Below are 18,905 nucleotides of genomic sequence, written 5' to 3' on the forward strand. Positions count from 1 at the left end.
AAGGGGGAATAAATTTATACAGGCTGTATAAAAAGTGCATTTTATAAACAATAAAGCATAACAAAAAAACCGCCAATAATGGCGGTCTGAATGTAGTTTAATGATATGGCTATTCGTCGCTATTCTCATTGAGAATCTCTACAAGATATGCCCTCGTTCTCTTTGGGTTGATCTTGTGCGGCATTCGTTGGAGGTATGCGTAGCCGTTGCCTTCTCCCTTGTGAAGAATCCCCGCTTTTAAAAGCACGGGTAAAGCGACCTCTTTCGTCTGCCCCTGTAAGGCTTCATCTTCAAATACGCTTTTGAATACAAAATAACGGTCATCTTCTACCAGTCGATAACCGGCTTTATTACTGATAGGTTTCTGTGTGCCGTCCGGTGGAAACTCTTCAAAACGAGTATCAGCATTTACCAATAGCCAACCGTTCACTTGTTCAATGATTTGAGTGTGTTTCTTCGAGTGCCAACCATAAGCATTTACCCATTCATTGAAGTTGGCCGTAATAGCGTTTGATATATCTTTTTCCGTCCATTGTAAAATATCCTTGGCCAACAATAAGGCGGTTTCAATGAGGGCGAATCTATCCGCCATCACTCGCTTAATTTGTGGCTCTGAATTATCCGGCAAGCTCTTTAATCGAGATTGTTTTACTTTATCGTATAACGCCTTTAATTCGCTTTTCTCTGCTTGAATCAAGTAAGTAATCCAATCTACGCCCACCGCACCAAAATAGCGAATGACGTTCGCATTTAGCATATCAGCGTGCGTTTTACCGTCCGCTAAGCCGTGAAACTCTGTCGCTCGTTTCATCGGGATATTAAGCAAGCGGACTAATTGCCCGGCATTGACTTTTATCCCTTGTTGCTTGAGATAGCTTTCTAAGCCCTCCTCCTGGTGGAGAGATTCGTCACTAGCCATTTGATCGACTTGCGATTTCCCCCCTCTTTCGCACCTTGTAGCTTGCCTTGTCCGTTAAACAAGCTATAAGCAGTCTGTGCTACGGCTTTCGGACTGGCTTCACTGATTTCATCTAACGGCATAAATAGCCCGTTACGGCTAAAGGCTTCGTTCTGTAAGGCTAACGGTGTCGCATTCCACGCTGTACGGGTTTCTCTTGGGTGTCCGTAAATTGAGGAAGCAATATTTAAAGCGGTTGTTTTGCCGAATGTTGAATCTTCGTAGAGGTGTACGCCGTAGCCGTCCGCTTCTAAAAGTTTCAATAATGGCGCACTTAACGCAACGCCAACTGATAACATCATCGACGGATTGCCTACACAATAACGCCCTACATTATCTACCCAATCCGCTGTTGTTCCACTTACTCTGTACCCGTCAATATTCTGCGTTAAATTGCGGAAAATGGTTGGAGTTAGAGGTTGTCCTAGGGTTTCCCCGTTTGGCAAGATGAAAGCGGTTAAATCGTCATTCCAACCGGTTTTGTCAGTAATGTAATACTGCTTGGCGGTTCGGCTTTTAAATTGCAAATAATCCGCCAATTCCGCACGCAAGGCTTGCTTCGTTGTTACGGTAACATCATTACGCTTCAAATATTGCCAACCATCACGCTCGCCTACATCTTTCAATGGCATAACAAGCGGTCGTTCTTGCTTCTCTTTTTGCAAAATAATGAAATGTTCACTTTCGCCTTTACCTAGCCCAATTACCTCGACAAAATCGGATAACCATTTTTCGCTTTCGACTTTCTCGCCGTCCACAATACGAGTAGTTATGTAGTACAAGCCTTTTAATCCGCCACGCTTACGCATTTCTACACGTGGGGCTGTATCATCTTCTGGGTTAAGTGTGCGTTGCTCTAAAATTTCAGCAGTAGCGTGCTGTCCGTTCTTAATGCGTTGATATTCGCTTGTGAGATTCTCCGCCTCAAAACCTTCATCTACCCATTCTATGGCGGTAAGATTCGGGCAATGTTCTGTGAGATTCATCAATACCCGTGTTCGGAAATCGTCTTTATCTTTCGCCAAAGTGGGGAGTTCCCCCACTTGGAATATTTTAATGAATCGCTGTGCGGTTGGTGCAAGTAACAAGCGGTCTAATTGGCTCAAGTCTTTGCTATCCAACAAGCACGGAATCATATCATTGCCTAGCCTGAAGCTATCACGAATTAACGCCCATCTTTCGCCCTTGCCTGCTTCTGATCTGTTAGCCTCTTTATTCCAACGGTAATAGGCTTTGTGTGCGTCTCTTCCTGCTAGAATAATCCAATCGTTGAGGACATTCGTTTTTGCTAACTGGTCATCATAAAAGCGAATTTTGTTCATATTCCACCTCTTCGATCACTTCCTGTAAGTAAGTGTGAGCTTCGTCTAAGTATTGAAAGGCTTCCGCCAGTATTTCATCTCGGCTCATCAGCGTGCCGTTTTCACGTCGTACCGCACCGTCGCCGGTTAAAGCTATTTCAAAGAACATCTTCGCCATATCTAACGGCTGTTTAATTGTTCGGAGGGTGTCTAAATTATTCATCTTTTGCTACCTCCACCGCTTTTCGTTCACACTCCGCTAATTTGTAAGCGTTCAATGCTTCTGTCTGTGCCTTGTGAGCTTGGATTAATTCGTAAATATGGTCGTCACGTTGGCGGTGTACCTGTTTGACCTGCTCAATAAGGTAATCATTAAGGGCAAGTAAGCCGTCTGCAATATCATCGCTATAAGTAAATCCGCCTTCGCCATCTGTGCTTAGGTTCTCAGAATGATCGACGCTAATCGCACTTGATAAACTATTCGCATAGGTAAGGAGCATATCGAGGTTGTCGGTTTGCTCACGAATATCTGTGATTAATTTATTTGTGTTACGCATAGATCCACCCCCTAAAGATTAATCTCTTCAAAATTAGCGAGAGTGTCGCACATTAATTTCGCCACGCCTTCGAGTGCAATCGCATAATCCATAGGCTCATCGTGCTGTGATTGGCTCATTGTCTTAATGATGGCGAAAACACTCCATAACTGCTTACGTGCCTTTTTAATCTCTTGAATATCTTCAGCCGTTAAGGTTGGATTAGCTTGTGGTTTTACTGCTTGATTACGCATAGACCACCTCCTTAACAGCAAAGAAAGGGCATACCATCGCTTTTGCTTGCTCTAAGCTATCGGCTTTAATACGCACGGTATAGCAAGGGAATGATGAAATCGGTTTTGAAGTGTTGCGTAAGTCTAAACGGCTTACGGCTTTGAATAGGTAGATCATGGCTGATAGCTCCACAAGTAAATTTTTAGAGTCTATCGCTTTGCTTTCCACGGCTTGGCGATAGCGTTTAGCGGGGTGGAAAACTGCGACTTGTGGAACACAGCCAACGATTAAACGTTGCCCACTAAACGCTACCATTGAGAGAAATGTAACAAATCCATTTTTGGATTGGTTATTTTCTTTAGGTGTGTTTAGTCCACGAACAAAAAAAGCACGGTCATTGAAGGGCGTGCTAGTGTTCGCCACAAGTAAATTATTCGAGTTTCCACGCTCGGCTTCCGATTTTGCGAAAGCGAGAATAGCATAAACCTTATTCACTAAACTTGTAAAGCAATTCTTTTTACAAGCGGTCGAAATTTCTTCATTTTTTGCAAATTCCGCCAAGAGTACGGAATGAACCATATCTAAATAACCTTGCGGATTATTGTCGATTGTGTCGCTATTTGTTGTGATGTACTGTAAAATATTCATCGGTTAAATACTTTTTTAGATTTTTGTTCTTGCCCTCTTAGCGTCGCTTTGAGGGCGTTTTTATGGACTCCAAGAATTCTTGTCCTCGCGCACGCGTACTGCTCCCGAAATTCAATATTTGCTCCCTAAAATCACGGGACTTCCCGAGATAGTAGGGATTTAATTCCCGTGATAGTGTGGAACGGATTTTTATTTGCTAATAAAGTCAAGTTTTACTGGGGGAACTTTTGAAAAGTGTCCCGTATTCGCACCGTATCTTTACCGTTCTAGTACCGTTTCCGTCTTCGTTTTGTTGCTCGTGCTAGCTGTTTCAATATTGTTTTAATGCCTCGAATCTCTTGTAATGGATCTACCGGTTGCTGTGTTGGCTTGAGCTTCTCAGTGAGTTCATTCATTAAATCTGTGCGTTCCGTTCGCTTCCTAAATCTTGGTAATCGCTCGCCACGTTCTAGCATTGCAAATTTTTCCTGTTCAATCAGCACTACGGTGCGGTAGTCATTTAACAATGTGCTTGCTTTGGCTCGTAACGTTACCGGTTTCATTCGTCCGGCTCTCTCTGCGCCTAATACCGCCTCAAGTGCTTGGGTTGCATTGCCTCTGTGAGCGTACTCAATAGCGAACCTTTGCCGGATTTGATGGCCGTACATTCTGATTAACTCCTCATTGAAACTTCATAGTAGTGTGTAGTAATTCGTAGTAGTAATAGCTCTACCATTCCGTATAACGCTCCCATTGGGATAGGTTGTTTAAAATTTAGTCGCTCAATTTGAGCCACTAAACCTTACCGCCAACATTTCGCCTAATTTAGCTTTGCGTTGTTGAAAGTCGATAATGCCTAAATCTAAAAGCATTTCGTCCGCTTGTTCTAAGTAGGTGAGCTTCTCTAACTGCTCGGCATTGAATGCTTCTCTCGGCTCTGTAGTAATGCCATGAGCTTGTTTCCATTGCTGAATACTCATACCTACCGCCAATGATGAAAGCATATTGGCTTCATTGGTGAATATGTGGCTTTCTGTAGGCTTCCCTAATCGCTCTCTACAACGTTTCAAGGCTTCGCAAGTACGTTTATAAGGTGTCATCGCCTCATTGCGTTTCTGCTTCCATTCTTGGCGGTATTCCGCCACCGCATTAGGTGCAATCTCTGCCAGCTTCTCTTCGCATTGAATGAAATACTGCCTTGCTAATTTCCCTTGTGCGTTGCGTTCTAGCATTGCAATCTCTTTCGCCATTGAGAGGGTAATCGCATAATCTTTTCTGTTGTGTCCGCCTCGCTTGTCTGAATTGTTCATTTTTTGCTTCATAAATTTATGATGCAAAAAGTAGTCTTTTCCCGATTTGAATAACCCCTCATTAACTGCATTTTTAAACCAATCTGCGAAACGTTGCTTACTCTCTAAAAACTGCCATAAATCACGGGCATTGATTAATTGCTGTGGTAATCCGCCTTTTTGTAATGTTTGAATTACCGGTAATTGATCATTTAATCCTTTCATCTCACTTTCCCTTTCTAATCTGTTCTAATTGTTTAATTCTTTTCGCATATAGCCATATTGAAGTCTGCCGGCTCTCGTTCTGTCGTATTTGTTGCTCCGCTTCTAAAATCTGAATATGCGTAGCAAGGCAAGTAATAAGCTCCTCAAGTGGGTAGGGTTCTTCATCGTTGTATAGGCTCTTAAACGTGAATACGTTCTTATTGCCTACGGTGTAGTGATCAAATGCGTGCTGAATTAATACTGTATTCATCTTGGCTATTTCACACTTCATTTTGGTGTCCTACTTGTGGTTCATCTGTAAAAGTTGCCTTAATGGTGCTGTTTGCCACTTGCTCAATATGTAGGGCGGTTGCTTTCAGGCGTGAAATGAAGAATACCGCCCCACGTTTGAACGCTTTAAATTTGGCTTTTTGCTCTTGGGTAAGCGGTGCGATTTGTTCGATTTCTTGCCATAGGTCAAGCCCTGTTTGTAGCCTTTCCGCTAGGTCTAGGCATTCGCTACGGTGGTTTTCTTTCATATGCCAACAATCAGGGAAATCACGCTTACAACGTTCTACTGCCCCTTTCATTAGCTCAAATTGCCGATCCATTTGGTAAAAGCCTGTAAGCGTTAATTTTCCGCCACTATGCGAACCGTTAGTCGTTGGCGGGGTTGCCTTGCCTTTCGCTTTTGGCGGTACTGTAGGGCTTTTGAGGGCGATTGCCGTTGGTGTTGATGCTTTACCTGCCTTTGGCTTTTTCATCTGCGCAATAGGGTTTATTCTCACTTCTTACACTCCTTTCACTGGTTTACGTACTTTGTGCTGTAATTGCGCCTGTGTTGGCATTGCTAACTGATCAAGTACAGATTCCGCCACCGTTGGCGGATAGGGAATCGCTACGTTACGACTTACTGCTTTCCCATTTAGGAAAGTGATTAATCTCTCCGCCTGTGTCTTATCTGCTAAGAAATAGCGAAAATGCGTACCTCCGTTTTGGTTATGTTCTTGAATACGAATAAATTCAGCCTGTGTAATCGCTTCTAGTTCGTTGATCTCGTTTCGACCGCTGGTGATGCCTAATTCCCTCATTCCGTCCAGTTCAGAAAAACCGTTACGGCTTGTTAATAAATAACTTCCTAGCTTTTCTTTACGTGTAGTATTAGTGTTCATAAACTTCTCCTTTATACGGTTTCAGTTCTGTTGTCTGCTAACGCTTTGATAAATGCGTTTACTTCACTTTCGAGATAACCGACTGAATTAGCTCCTAATTTGATTTTCTTCGGGCAATCAGGGCGATAACGTTTTGATTTAGGGTTTTCCCAGTCTGTTAGGGTAGATTTGCTTACGCCTAAGCGTGATAGATATTCCGGCTTGCGAATAATGCGTTCAGAAATGTTTGTGTCTTGGTAAGTCATTGAGAATCCTCCTCGTAAAGTTGAATAACTTGCCGTAAGCCTTTGTAGGTCTTGGCGGTACGAGGTGGATTTTAGGAAATAGATACGTGTTCAAGTGGATAATGAACAAATGAACTTGTTCAATGAGCAAATGAACCATTCAGACATAAAAAACCGCCACGAGGGCGGTTAAAGGTTAAATTTAAGGGTTTAGGTATTTATTCAGGGTGTTTTTTGATGGTATCCGTTCATTTGGGAATTTGTGTGAAAGCATTGTATATAGTTCGCTATACGTTGGCATTCCACAGTCTTTCATAAATTCGCTTTTTTGAATGATTAGCTTGATAAAGTGGGCTAATTTATCCCTATCCGTTTGAAGTGGAATTTCTCCTTCATAAACATTATCCTTTGCTTGCGCTATTTCAGTTTTTTTAAGCTCTGCAATTTCTGCATTTAATCGCGCTATTTCTTCATCTTTGGCTGTGGGTTGTAGAAGCTGTAATTGTTCAAAATTAGCTATTTCTTCATTTAAAAGAAAGAATAGATACAAGTTTCGTTTTTTTATATGATATTTGTCATAAAAGAATTTTGTACTTTCTTTGTGAGGCGTGGCATAAGCCCCATATTCTTTCAAGAAGTCAATAACCTCTACAATGTATTCTAGCTCGTGAGGAAAATATACTTTCTTATCATTCGCAACCAAATAAAATTCTATATCTTCATTTTCCTGTTCTTCTAGTTTTCCGTAAATATCAATGTGAACATTATCACCATTACTAGATATTATTTTATCTCTTAACACTTGTAAGGCTGTTATCTCGGTTAAGCCAAACTTACTAGCGATCCATCTAACACAATAAGGTAAAGCGATAAATTCATTTTCTCGCCCATAAATTACTCTTTCTACTTTCATAAAACGCCCCTATACGTTGCCCTATTAAGAGAGTGAGCAACAGGAAACTAATAGGGTAGTTTCTTTTCGGCTCGGGTAATTAGTCCGTACCTAGTTGCTCAAATTGACTGCCGATTAAATCGGCTTCGGTTGGTCTGTATAGTATCAGATTGGTGGATAAAATAACAGTTATCTAATGTGTATCTGTTTGTTTATTGTACAATTATGCGAATCGTAAGAATGGTTGGCGGAATGAATCCCGAAAAAGTAGGGAGTTCCCGAAATTATAGGGATTCATCGCACCGGCGTGATAGAGATTACTGTTTCGGTAAATGTTTTACCGTTTCGGTCAATTTATTTTTACTGTTTCGGTAAAAGCATTAGGGGGTGTCCTCAAATTTGAGGCAACCATCTCAATGTTGAGCCGGTTAGACCAATCAAAAAATAAAAAGGGACTGATTTTTTTCTTAAGCAACCATTTTCAAATGATATTGTGGAATCGCCCCTTGCGAACATTCATCGACAAAATCCGCCCACGCTTGAAGCAATTTAAAACGTTGTTCTAACCGCTCTCCCCTATCGTAAGCTGTTTTAATACGGTCATTGTTGAGGTGTGATAGTGCCACCTCGATTAAATCGCTGTCATAGCCCTGCTCATTTAGGTAGGTGGAAGCAATCGACCGCATACCGTGAGCCACCAACTTCCCTTCAAAGCCCATTCGCTTAATAGCCGCGTTGGCGGTTTGGGCATTAATATGCTTTTGTGGGTTTTTCGTGTTTAGGAACAAATAGGACTTACCGCCACTTAGTTTTTTGATTTCACGCAGTAGGGCTAATGCTTGGCGTGATAGCGTTACTTTATGTTCTGTGCCACGTTTCATTTTTTCAGCGGGGATAATCCATAGCTTACGCTCTAAATCAATTTCCGACCATTCAGCACTAGCGGATTCATTTGGACGGGTCATCGTGAGCAATTGCCACAAAATTAAATAACGGGTCTGTAAATGAATTTGGGCGTTATTCAAGGTGTAAAGAAATTCCCCTAAGTCTTCGGGCTTGATCGTCTTAAAGTGTTCAACCGTTGGGCTATCAAACTCTTTTGAAATGTTTGCCGTAGGATTAAAGCTAATCATTTCACGGTGTAAAGCATAGGTCATAATTTCGTTATGCTTTTGAATAGTGCGTTTAAGTTTTTCTAGTGTGCCGGCGTCTTGATACGGTTTGAATGCCTTTAATGCCATTGGTGCTGTAATTTCCGTGATTGGCAAATGACCAAAATGAGGCAAAAGATTTCTTCTGATTAGGCTTTCTACGTCTTTCTGATAATCAACGGAAAAATTTTTCTTGGTCTTGCGGTATTCGAACCACGCCCACGCAACATTTTCATAAGTGTTATTCTGCTCGTTTAGCTTTGCCTGTTCTTGTTGTTGGCGGTGTTCGGCTGGATCTATGCCTTGAGCTAGTAAAGCACGATATTCTTCACGGATTTCCCTTGCTCTTGCTAGGCTAATTTCAGGATAAGCCCCAAGGCTTAAATCATTTCGCTTTTTAGTAATCGGGCGTTCATACCTAAACCGCCACAATTTAGATTTTGCGGTGATGAATAATAGTAGCCCTTTTCCATCTCTGAGGGGGCTATCTTCAGGTTTTGCTTTTCTGATCTGTGTATCGTTTAAAGGTGCTGTTTCCCTTGCCATATCAAGCCCTTTTTATGTTTTAGGAGTATGGTTTTTAGGAGTATTTCAGGCGTACTCCTAAATATACTCCTAAAATCTTCGGATTCCATAGTATCGCATAGGTACGTATAGGGCAATAAAAAAGCCCTGAAACGTTGAATTTCAAGGCTCTTTCGTATTCGGTAGGTTCTCATAGAACCATGATTTGGTGGAGCTGGGGGGATTTGAACCCCCGTCCGAAATTACTCTATCTTCAGCACTACACGTTTAGTCTGGTCTTTAATTTCACTTACCTCCAGCGGACAGACACGCAAGAAATAAGCTAGTTTGATTCAATTTAGTGTTTCGATCCTCAAACAGCGGCGTCCACACGATCTCGTTTTGGGTGACTTATCGTTGCCCTCGTCTTACGAGCGGAAGCTGAGGCGATAAGGCTATGAGCAGGTTATTAAGCTGCTAAAGCGTATTGTTCGTCGTTTGCGACTATTTTTTTGCGGTTTGTTTACGAGGCCTACCGCACCTCGACGTGCACCTTGGACTTCGCTAATCCCGTCGAATCCAGAATCAGCCCCAAAAGTTTTGCAATTCTAATAGAAAGCGGTTGATTTTGCAAAAAATTTTGTAAATTCGCCCGCTTATACAAATAATTTGTGGAGTGCTTCAAAATTTTTGATTTTTTATTTTGACAAATAGACTCCAATCTATTCTAATCCAAACAGTTATTTACTTTTTTATTCAAATTTTTCATTAGGGGGCAATTATGGCTTTCGATTATCAACAAAAAGAGCCAGAAAAGTTCGCAACGTTCTTAAAACGCCAAAAAATGATTTTTATTGTGGCGTTTCTTGGTTATGTCTGTGCTTATTTAGTGCGTAACAATTTTAAATTAATGTCTAAATCCATTATGGTCACAAACGGTTGGGAGAAAGCGGATATTGCAATGTTGCTTTCTTGTTTAACGATTTCCTACGGATTAGCAAAATTCTATATGGGTGCATTGGGTGACCGTGTCGATTTACGTAAACTCTTTGCTATTTGTTTAGGTGCTAGTGCGGTTATCTGTATTACGATTGGTTTCTACCATACTTCAATTTTGACCCTTGCGGTATTGTTAGTACTGTGCGGCGTAGTACAAGGAGCTTTAGCACCGGCATCACAAAATATGATTGCCAATTATTATCCGAATAAAACTCGAGGTGCCGCTATCGCCGGTTGGAATATCTCGCAAAATATGGGGTCAGCGATGTTACCTATGATGATTGCGATGATGACCACAATGGGCTTTATCGTTCCCTCAACCGGTAATGTATTAATGGCGTTCTTAGTGCCGGCAGTATTAGTGTTATTATTTGCCGTCTTCTGTTGGAAATTCGGTGGCGATGCCCCAGAAAAAGAGGGATTAGATTCACTCCGCACAATGTATGGCGATGCCGGTGAATCTAATGTTGCTTCCGAAGAAGAAAAACATAATTTAGGCTATTGGCAACTTATCGGAAAATATGTTTTCCTTAACCCAGCCCTGTTATTAGTTGCTGCAGTAAACGTGGCACTGTATTTTGTTCGCTTCGGGATTGAAGACTGGATGCCAATTTACTTACACGAAGTGGCGAAAATGGGAGATGCGGAAGCTCATATGGCAATTTCAATCTTAGAATGGGTCGCAATTCCGGGATCATTGGTATTCGCATGGCTAGCGATCAAATATCCGAACAAAATGGCAAAAATGGGAGCTATCGGCTTATTTGCTATGGCAGGGATTGTATTTGTGTATGAATACGTTACCGCCAGCGGTGCGCCTAATTACCCATTGTTATTAGTAATTTGTGGTATTCTAGGGGCATTAATTTATGGTCCTCAATTAATCGTTAATATCCTAACTATTAACTTTGTTCCACTAAATGTAGCCGGTACGGCAATCGGTTTTGTCGGTGTAACAGCTTACTTAATCGGTAATATGGGGGCAAACTGGATTATGCCGATTATGGCGGATAACTTTGGTTGGTTCTGGTCTTATGTGGTTATTGCAGCACTCTCTGCTTTCTCTGCGGTAGGTTATTTAATTCTTGCAAAACACGAAGAAAAAACCATTAAAGCCTAAATAAATATCCTACTAAGTCTAAAAGCTGAGTTTTAAATTGAACTCAGCTTTTTTATTTGCGTCCAACCTATTCATAAGAAAAACAGACGAATAAGTGATAACGCTGTTATAATACGAGATTAAATTATTAGCCAGAGAGATAGCATGAAAAAGTTTGACGAACACGAGATTGAAGATGCAGAAATTATTGAGCCGGACGAAGTAGAAATCTTAACCGATGACAATCAGCCGACTGAAGCAATGCATCCGGCATTGGTACAAGGTGGTATACCTGTACCACAAGGCAATCTCGACAGCTATATTCGTATGGCGAACCAATATCCGATTTTAACCGCTGAGCAAGAAAAAGAATTAGCCGAGCGTTATTACTATGATGAAGATGTTGAAGCTGCAAAACAGTTAATTTTATCGCATATGCGTTTTGTAATTCATATCGCTAGAGGTTATTTAGGATACGGTTTACCGCTTGCTGATTTAATCCAAGAAGGCAATATCGGCTTAATGAAAGCAGTAAAACGCTTTGACCCGAATGTTGGTGTGCGACTGGTTTCTTTTGCTGTCCATTGGGTAAAAGCGGAAATTCACGAATACGTATTAAAAAACTGGCGTATCGTAAAAGTGGCGACTACCAAAGCACAACGCAAACTGTTTTTCAATTTACGTAAAAATAAAAACCGCTTGGCTTGGTTCAATGAGGAAGAAATCCAAAAAGTCGCTGAAGATTTAGGTGTTTCTCCTGAAGAAGTACGTGAAATGGAATCTCGTATGACAGGACAAGACTTAGGATTCGATTTGCCGGTTGGTGAAGATGACGATGAAGCCTACACACCGTCAATGTATTTAGAAGATAACAGTTCTAACTTTGCCGATGATTTGGAAGACGACCAATATAACGGTCAAGCCACCGCACAATTAGCCTATGCACTTTCGACACTAGATGAACGTAGCCAAGACATTATCAAAACCCGTTGGTTAGATGAAGAAAAAGCAACGTTACAAGATTTAGCCGACAAATACGGCATCTCCGCCGAACGTGTCCGCCAACTCGAAAACGCAGCCTTGAAGAAAATTAAAGATGCGGTGAGTTTTGAGTAAAGTTATCTAAATAAAAGCGGTTATTTTTACTATATTTATGTAAAAATGACCGCTTGTTTATGGCTACTAATCTAATACCTATTTACTCATCATTAACAACTTCTGACCTAGATATTTCCAAGCGATTATTACGATTACCGTTAAGCCAATCAGAATAGGGGCAAGGGTTATGCCTTTAACCGACCAATAATAATGAATTGCCGCCGCAACAATTGCAATATAAGCAAATTGGTGTATGCTAAACCATTTTTTGCCTAATACCTGCTTGATAAATGGAATAGATGTAACAGACATCACTAATAAAATGATAAATGCGATTACACCTAAAATAAGATAAGGACGCTGAGAAATTTCACTGAAAAATAACGAGAAATCTAATCCCAGTTCTAATACTAAATAGCTGAGCATATGTAATAATGCCCAAACAAATGCCCATAATCCTAATGGACGGCGTAAAATCTGATACTGATTCTTGTGCAAAACTTGTAACATAATGCCTAAGACAAACATAGCACAAAAAATAATAATGGCGGTATAACCGAGAAAATGAATCAGATCTTTGCCGGGATCAGCACCTAATACTTCCGCATTATCCGTCAGTAATACCGTAGTTAACCATAATAATGGCGTTATACACGCCAGATGAATGATTGTTCTCAATAGCAATAACATTAGAAATTTACTCTTAAATCCAAACCTTTATAAAGATGTGCGACTTCTTTCTCATATCCGTTAAACATCAAGGTATCTTGACGTTTAACCGAAAGTAATCCACCGCTGCCGATAACACGCTCTGAGGCTTGCGACCAGCGAGGATGATCTACGTTAGGATTCACGTTAGCATAAAAACCGTATTCGTGCGGTGCAAGTTTTTCCCAAGTGGTGCGAGGACGAGTTTCTGAGAAGGTAATTTTCACAATAGATTTAATGCTCTTAAAGCCATACTTCCACGGCACAACCAAACGAATCGGCGCACCGTTTTGTGGCGGTAGCATTTTTCCATACAACCCGACAGAAAGTAAGGTAAGCGGATTCATCGCTTCTTCCAGAGTTAATGCCTCTACATACGGATAATCAATACCGCCGCCAAAAAATTTATTTTTCTGCCCTGGCATTTGTTCCGGATCGTGCAATGTATGAAATACAACAAACTTCGCTTTAGACGTAGGTTTTGCCATTTCAATTAAACGAGCCAATTCAAACCCGACCCAAGGTACAACCATTGACCACGCTTCAACACAGCGAAAACGGTAAATGCGTTCTTCTAATGGGAAAGTATTAAAGAGTTGGCTATGATTTAGCACAAAAGGCTTTTCAACTTCTCCGCTGATTTCTAATGACCAAGGATCCGTTTTCAAATCTCTCGCAAATTTTGCCGGATCGGATTTATCCGTACCAAATTCATAGAAATTGTTATAACCAATAATTTTATTCTCGGGCGTTAATGTTAAATTCGTTTTGGCAACAGCTTTGAAATCAAGTTTTTTTGACTGAGCGGACTGTTCAGCTGAGAAAGCGATTTGGGGCAAACTTAAACCGGCAATACCAAGCCCCATTGCTTTGATAATTTGACGACGCTGATTAAAAATATCTTCCGGCGTAACATCATTGTGGGTTAATCTCTTCATAATCATCTCCTTTGTTGTATAATCGTTTGTCCTAAAAACCATAAAAATAATTACACAAAAATAAATTTTTTTATAAAAGGAAAAACAATGTCAAAAATTGAACAATTAAATTCAATTTCTCCACAAAGAATTGAAGAAATTCGTTTACAAATGCTTAAATTTGCCACACTTCAAATAAAGGACCCTGATCTTGCTGAGGATGTCGTGCAAGAATCACTTGCGAGTGCTTATAAAAATGCACACTCATTTCGTGGTGAAGCGGCTTTAAAAACTTGGATTTTTGCAATTTTAAAAAATAAGATAGTTGATTTAATTAAATATCGAAAACGTACTGTTAATGTTTCTGAGCTTGTTGAAGAAGAAAGTCCTAATCAATTTTTTGACCATACCGGTTATTGGGTTTCAGAAACCTACGAGCCAAAAGAATGGGAAGATGTAAATCAGATAAGTTATAAGAAAGAATTTTGGGCGATCTTCGACATTTGTTTAAATAACCTACCTGCACAACAGGCTCGCGTATTTATGATGCGAGAACATTTGGAAATGAGCAGTGAGCAAATCTGCTTAGAATGTGATATCAGTATTACCAATTTACATGTTATTTTGCACCGAGCGAGGCTACAGCTACAGGCTTGTTTAGCAAAAAATTGGTTTGAAGGAGAAAAATTATAATGAATTGCGAGCATGCCTCCGAATTAATTTCACTAAGCTGTGAAAAAAAGTTAAATGTGAAAGACAGTGTTCAGCTACAAGTCCATCTATGGCTTTGCCCTAAATGCCGTTATTTTAAACAAAACAATGATCAATTAAGAAAAATAGTAAAAGACTACTGCCAATATACCGGAACAGAAACAAAAAACGATAAAGACTCCTAACAAAAAGACCGCTTGCATCAACACAAGCGGTCTTTTTTCATCTATTTTTGCTCATTATGCTTTTACATTTTCTTTTAAGAAAGCTAAAAGCTGATCTTTAGCAATCATTTGTTTCTCACCGGTGCGGCGATTCTTATATTCAATTTCGCCGTTTGCGAGATTTTTCTCACCGATAACCACCATATGTGGTACACCGATTAATTCCATATCGGCAAACATTACACCCGGACGCTCTTTACGATCATCGAAAATCACATCCACACCTTGAGCTTTTAAGGTACGATATAACTCTTCCGAGAATTGTTGTACGATTTCCGATTTGTGCATATTCATCGGCACAATTGCTACTGTGAACGGTGCGATTTCATCTGATGGCCAAATAATACCGCGATCATCGTGGTGCTGTTCGATTGCCGCTGCCACCACACGTGTTACACCGATACCGTAGCAACCCATGGTCATCACAAGCGGTTTACCGTCTTCACCTTGAACGGTCGCTTTCATTGCTTCCGAGTATTTGGTACCAAGTTGGAAAATATGCCCTACTTCAATACCTCGTTTGATTTGTAGCACGCCTTTTCCGTCTGGGCTTGGGTCGCCTTCCACTACGTTACGTAAATCCGCTACTTCTGGCATTGCCGCATCACGTTCCCAGTTCACATTGAAGTAATGTTTACCGTCAATGTTTGCACCACAACCAAAATCTGACATAACCGCTACTGAACGGTCGATAATCGCAGGAATGTTAAGGTTAATCACGCCAAGCGAGCCTACACTTGCACCGATTTTCGCTTTGATTTCTGCTTCATCTGCAAATTCAAGCGGATCAGCCACTAACGGATGTTTTTGTGCTTTGATTTCATTTAATTCGTGGTCGCCACGTAACACTAACGCCACAAGCGGTTGTTCTTCGGTTGCGCCTTTTACGATTAACGTTTTTACCGTTTTTTCAATCGGTAAATTGAATTGCTCAACTAATTCGTTAATCGTTTTCGCATTCGGCGTATCGACTAACTGCATTTCTGCCGTTGGTGCTTGACGCTCGCCCACGGCTACCGCTTCCGCTAATTCGATATTCGCTGCGAAATCCGATTCAGTTGAAAACACCACATCGTCTTCACCGCTTGACGCTAACACTTGGAATTCGTGTGAAGCTGAACCACCGATTGACCCTGTATCCGCCTGTACCGCACGGAAATCTAAACCAAGACGAGTGAAAATATTGCTATACACTTGGTACATTACATCATAAGTTTCTTGTAATGACGCCTTGTCCACATGGAAAGAATAGGCATCTTTCATCACAAATTCACGTGAACGCATCACACCGAAACGTGGACGCACTTCATCACGGAATTTAGTTTGAATTTGGTATAAATTTAACGGAAGTTGTTTGTAAGAAGACACTTCACGGCGAACTAAGTCGGTAATTACTTCTTCGTGAGTTGGTCCTAATACGAAATCACGGCTACCACGATCAACAAAACGCAATAATTCCGCACCGTAATCGTTCCAACGACCTGATTCTTGCCATAATTCCGCCGGTTGCACCACAGGCATTAACACCTCGATAGCACCACCTTTATTCATTTCTTCACGAATAATGTTTTCTACTTTTTTCAACACCTTGATCCCGGTCGGCAACCAGTTATATAAACCTGAAGCCATCGGACGAATCATACCGGCACGTAGCATTAATTGATGGCTTACCACCTGTGCATCATTCGGCGTTTCTTTAAGGGTCGAAAATAAATACTGACTTGTACGCATTGTTATTCCTATTGTTATTTTAAATATCGAAAAATGGGATCTATTTTAAAACAAAAGCGGTCGAATTTTTAGAGATTTTCGCCATTTGCAAAAAATTAATGAAATCCGACCGCTTGATTTGTACATAAAAACAGTATTTGTTATATTAGCCCAATCGAAAACAAGCGGTCGGATTTAATCAAAATTTTACTATGAGCGAACAATTACTAGACGGTGTGCCACTTACCGCCCTCTCCGGGGTGGGTGCGGCAATTGCGGAAAAACTTAGCCGAATCGGCATTAATAACGTGCAAGATCTGTTATTTCATTTGCCTTATCGCTATGAAGATCGCACCCGAATTACACCAATTATTGATGTACGTCCGGAAAGTTTTTCAACCATCGAAGGCATCGTGCAACTCACCGAAGTGCAATTCGGTCGCCGTCCAATTTTATCCACCGTGCTTTCTGACGGCACCAGTAAAATTACGCTGAAATTTTTTAATTTTAATGCGGGAATGAAAAACAGCCTGACCGCCGGCACACGTGTAAAAGCTTTTGGCGAAATCAAACGTGGGCGTTTTATGGCGGAAATTCATCACCCTGAATATCAAATTATTCGCAATAATCAACCGCTTGAACTTGCCGAAACGTTAACACCGATTTACTCCACAACAGAAGGTTTAAAGCAAAATTCGTTACGTAAACTCACCGAACAAGCGTTAGCGTTATTGGATAAAATCAAGGTTGGTGAGCTGTTACCGGACGAATACAATCCGCATAAATACAGCTTAAAACAGGCATTGCAATTATTACACCGCCCGCCACCAAGTGTTTCTGCCGAACAGTTGGAAAAAGGTGATCATCCGGCACAAAAACGACTGATTTTTGAAGAATTATTGGCACACAACTTGGCGATGCAGCAAGTGCGAGTCGGAGTCAATCAGCTTACGGCTACGCCGCTACGTTATCAAACCGATCTCAAAAGTCGTTTTTTGGCGAGTTTGCCGTTTAAACCGACCAACGCTCAAAGCCGTGTGACGGCGGATATCGAGCAAGATTTAGCCAAATCTTCGCCAATGATGCGTTTAGTACAAGGCGATGTTGGCTCGGGTAAAACGTTAGTCGCGGCACTTGCCGCCTTGCTTGTAATTGATAATGGCAAACAGGTGGCGTTAATGGCACCGACTGAAATCCTTGCCGAGCAGCACGCCAATAATTTTGCCAACTGGCTACGCCCGTTCGGGATTGAAGTCGGTTGGCTTGCCGGTAAAGTGAAAGGCAAAGCTCGTACTGCACAGCTGGAAGCGATTAAAAACGGCGAAGTACAGATGATTATCGGCACGCACGCCCTCTTCCAAGAAAGCGTGGAGTTTCATAACCTTGCATTAGTGATTATTGATGAACAACACCGTTTCGGTGTACATCAACGCTTAACCCTACGTGAAAAAGGGGCAAAAGACGGCATTTATCCGCACCAGCTGATTATGACCGCTACACCAATTCCTCGTACTTTAGCGATGACGGTCTATGCTGATCTGGATACTTCGATTATTGATGAGCTACCACCAGGGCGAACGCCGATTACCACCGTGGCGATTTCGGAAGACAGACGCGATGAAATTGTCCGCCGTGTGTATGCCGCCTGCAAAAATGAAAAACGCCAAGCCTATTGGGTTTGTACCCTAATTGATGAATCGGAAGTCTTGGAAGCACAAGCGGCGGCAGCGATTGCCGAAGATTTACAACGAGCCTTGCCGGATTTACGTATCGGCTTGGTACACGGACGAATGAAACCGCAAGAAAAGCAAGCGATTATGGCGGAATTTAAAGCGGCAAACATTGATTTATTGGTTGCCACAACGGTAATTGAAGTGGGGGTTGATGTGCCGAATGCCAGTCTAATGATTATCGAAAACTCCGAGCGTTTAGGGCTTGCTCAACTACATCAGTTACGAGGTCGTGTCGGACGTGGTGCAACCGCTTCGCATTGCGTGTTACTTTATAAACCACCGCTTGGCAAAATCTCAAGTAAACGCTTACAAGTGTTACGTGACAGCCAAGACGGTTTCTATATTGCCGAAAAAGATTTGGAAATTCGTGGCACCGGTGAAATTCTCGGCACAAAACAAACCGGTATGGCGGAATTTAAAGTAGCGAATTTAATGCGAGATCGCAAAATGATTCCATTGGTACAAAACTATGCCAAGCAAATTATTCAGCAAAACCCACCGCTTGCAGAAGCCCTAATTCGCCGCTGGCTTAGCGAGCGTACCGAATATAGTAATGCTTAACCACAGGCGGTTTGATTTAACAAAGTTTTTGCAAATCTAACCGCTTGCATTGT

Annotated in this window: 20 protein-coding genes and 1 other RNA gene; 4 read left to right on the forward strand and 17 right to left on the reverse strand. The window is 41.4% G+C overall.

Translation table 11 applies throughout. From position 1 onward, the window contains the following. Positions 1-109: 109 nt before the first annotated feature. The 14 genes from NYR60_RS06475 to ssrA form a co-directional block, all read right to left on the reverse strand. A complete protein-coding gene (locus tag NYR60_RS06475) occupies positions 110-919 on the reverse strand; it encodes a hypothetical protein (RefSeq protein ID WP_279466239.1) in 810 nt (269 codons plus the stop codon). Beyond that, positions 880-2,280: a DUF927 domain-containing protein gene (locus tag NYR60_RS06480; protein WP_279466240.1), complete on the reverse strand. Its 1,401-nt coding sequence runs from the start codon at positions 2,278-2,280 to the stop codon at positions 880-882. The genes NYR60_RS06475 and NYR60_RS06480 overlap by 40 nt, the downstream gene beginning before the upstream one ends. Next, positions 2,258-2,482: a hypothetical protein gene (locus NYR60_RS06485; protein ID WP_279466241.1), complete on the reverse strand. Its 225-nt coding sequence runs from the start codon at positions 2,480-2,482 to the stop codon at positions 2,258-2,260. The genes NYR60_RS06480 and NYR60_RS06485 overlap by 23 nt, the downstream gene beginning before the upstream one ends. Then, entirely contained in the window at positions 2,475-2,816 is a 342-nt protein-coding gene (locus NYR60_RS06490; protein WP_279466242.1) for a hypothetical protein, read from the reverse strand. The genes NYR60_RS06485 and NYR60_RS06490 overlap by 8 nt, the downstream gene beginning before the upstream one ends. A gap of 11 nt (positions 2,817-2,827) precedes the next feature. After that, the gene (locus tag NYR60_RS06495) at positions 2,828-3,049 is read right to left on the reverse strand and encodes a hypothetical protein (RefSeq protein ID WP_279466244.1); all 222 of its coding nucleotides are present in this window, start codon (positions 3,047-3,049) and stop codon (positions 2,828-2,830) included. After that, positions 3,042-3,677: an ash family protein gene (locus NYR60_RS06500; RefSeq protein ID WP_279466246.1), complete on the reverse strand. Its 636-nt coding sequence runs from the start codon at positions 3,675-3,677 to the stop codon at positions 3,042-3,044. The genes NYR60_RS06495 and NYR60_RS06500 overlap by 8 nt, the downstream gene beginning before the upstream one ends. A 266-nt stretch (positions 3,678-3,943) precedes the next feature. Continuing rightward, the gene (locus NYR60_RS06505; protein ID WP_279466249.1) at positions 3,944-4,324 is read right to left on the reverse strand and encodes a hypothetical protein; all 381 of its coding nucleotides are present in this window, start codon (positions 4,322-4,324) and stop codon (positions 3,944-3,946) included. A gap of 114 nt (positions 4,325-4,438) precedes the next feature. Next, the gene (locus tag NYR60_RS06510; RefSeq protein ID WP_279466251.1) at positions 4,439-5,170 is read right to left on the reverse strand and encodes an antA/AntB antirepressor family protein; all 732 of its coding nucleotides are present in this window, start codon (positions 5,168-5,170) and stop codon (positions 4,439-4,441) included. Positions 5,171-5,430: 260 nt separating this feature from the next. Then, positions 5,431-5,913, reverse strand: a complete 483-nt coding sequence (locus tag NYR60_RS06515; RefSeq protein WP_279466252.1) for a hypothetical protein — start codon at positions 5,911-5,913, stop codon at positions 5,431-5,433. Between the two features lie 27 nt (positions 5,914-5,940). Continuing rightward, a complete protein-coding gene (locus NYR60_RS06520) occupies positions 5,941-6,321 on the reverse strand; it encodes a hypothetical protein (RefSeq protein WP_279466253.1) in 381 nt (126 codons plus the stop codon). A gap of 11 nt (positions 6,322-6,332) precedes the next feature. Next, positions 6,333-6,566, reverse strand: a complete 234-nt coding sequence (locus NYR60_RS06525; protein WP_279466255.1) for a helix-turn-helix transcriptional regulator — start codon at positions 6,564-6,566, stop codon at positions 6,333-6,335. Between the two features lie 181 nt (positions 6,567-6,747). Then, positions 6,748-7,458, reverse strand: a complete 711-nt coding sequence (locus NYR60_RS06530; RefSeq protein ID WP_279466258.1) for a hypothetical protein — start codon at positions 7,456-7,458, stop codon at positions 6,748-6,750. 446 nt (positions 7,459-7,904) lie between these two features. Then, positions 7,905-9,134, reverse strand: a complete 1,230-nt coding sequence (locus NYR60_RS06535) for an integrase arm-type DNA-binding domain-containing protein (protein WP_279466259.1) — start codon at positions 9,132-9,134, stop codon at positions 7,905-7,907. Between the two features lie 185 nt (positions 9,135-9,319). After that, positions 9,320-9,685: a transfer-messenger RNA gene (gene ssrA / locus NYR60_RS06540) on the reverse strand. Positions 9,686-9,873: 188 nt separating this feature from the next. Between ssrA and NYR60_RS06545 the strand changes: the two genes are divergently transcribed. Then, positions 9,874-11,211 (forward strand): MFS transporter, encoded by a 1,338-nt coding sequence (locus NYR60_RS06545; RefSeq protein WP_279466260.1) that lies wholly within the window; start codon positions 9,874-9,876, stop codon positions 11,209-11,211. Between the two features lie 144 nt (positions 11,212-11,355). Next, the gene (gene rpoH, locus NYR60_RS06550) at positions 11,356-12,306 is read left to right on the forward strand and encodes an RNA polymerase sigma factor RpoH (protein WP_279466261.1); all 951 of its coding nucleotides are present in this window, start codon (positions 11,356-11,358) and stop codon (positions 12,304-12,306) included. 78 nt (positions 12,307-12,384) lie between these two features. Here the strand turns inward: rpoH and NYR60_RS06555 are convergent, their stop codons facing one another. Then, positions 12,385-12,978: a protein-methionine-sulfoxide reductase heme-binding subunit MsrQ gene (locus NYR60_RS06555; protein WP_279466262.1), complete on the reverse strand. Its 594-nt coding sequence runs from the start codon at positions 12,976-12,978 to the stop codon at positions 12,385-12,387. After that, entirely contained in the window at positions 12,978-13,934 is a 957-nt protein-coding gene (gene msrP, locus NYR60_RS06560) for a protein-methionine-sulfoxide reductase catalytic subunit MsrP (RefSeq protein ID WP_279466263.1), read from the reverse strand. Before msrP ends, NYR60_RS06555 begins: the two co-directional genes overlap by 1 nt. Before the next feature lie 87 nt (positions 13,935-14,021). Between msrP and NYR60_RS06565 the strand changes: the two genes are divergently transcribed. Further along, complete coding sequence (locus NYR60_RS06565) at positions 14,022-14,606, forward strand: sigma-70 family RNA polymerase sigma factor (protein WP_279466265.1); 585 nt, start codon at positions 14,022-14,024, stop codon at positions 14,604-14,606. Between the two features lie 257 nt (positions 14,607-14,863). Here NYR60_RS06565 and proS read toward each other — a convergent pair whose 3' ends face one another. Continuing rightward, entirely contained in the window at positions 14,864-16,579 is a 1,716-nt protein-coding gene (proS, locus tag NYR60_RS06575) for a proline--tRNA ligase (protein ID WP_279466269.1), read from the reverse strand. Between the two features lie 191 nt (positions 16,580-16,770). On the opposite strand from proS, the gene recG reads away from it, so the two are divergent. After that, the gene (gene recG / locus NYR60_RS06580; protein WP_279466271.1) at positions 16,771-18,852 is read left to right on the forward strand and encodes an ATP-dependent DNA helicase RecG; all 2,082 of its coding nucleotides are present in this window, start codon (positions 16,771-16,773) and stop codon (positions 18,850-18,852) included. The last annotated feature ends 53 nt before the right edge of the window (positions 18,853-18,905 follow it).

Source organism: Actinobacillus genomosp. 2, from assembly GCF_029773605.1.
Classification (GTDB): Bacteria; Pseudomonadota; Gammaproteobacteria; order Enterobacterales; family Pasteurellaceae; genus Actinobacillus.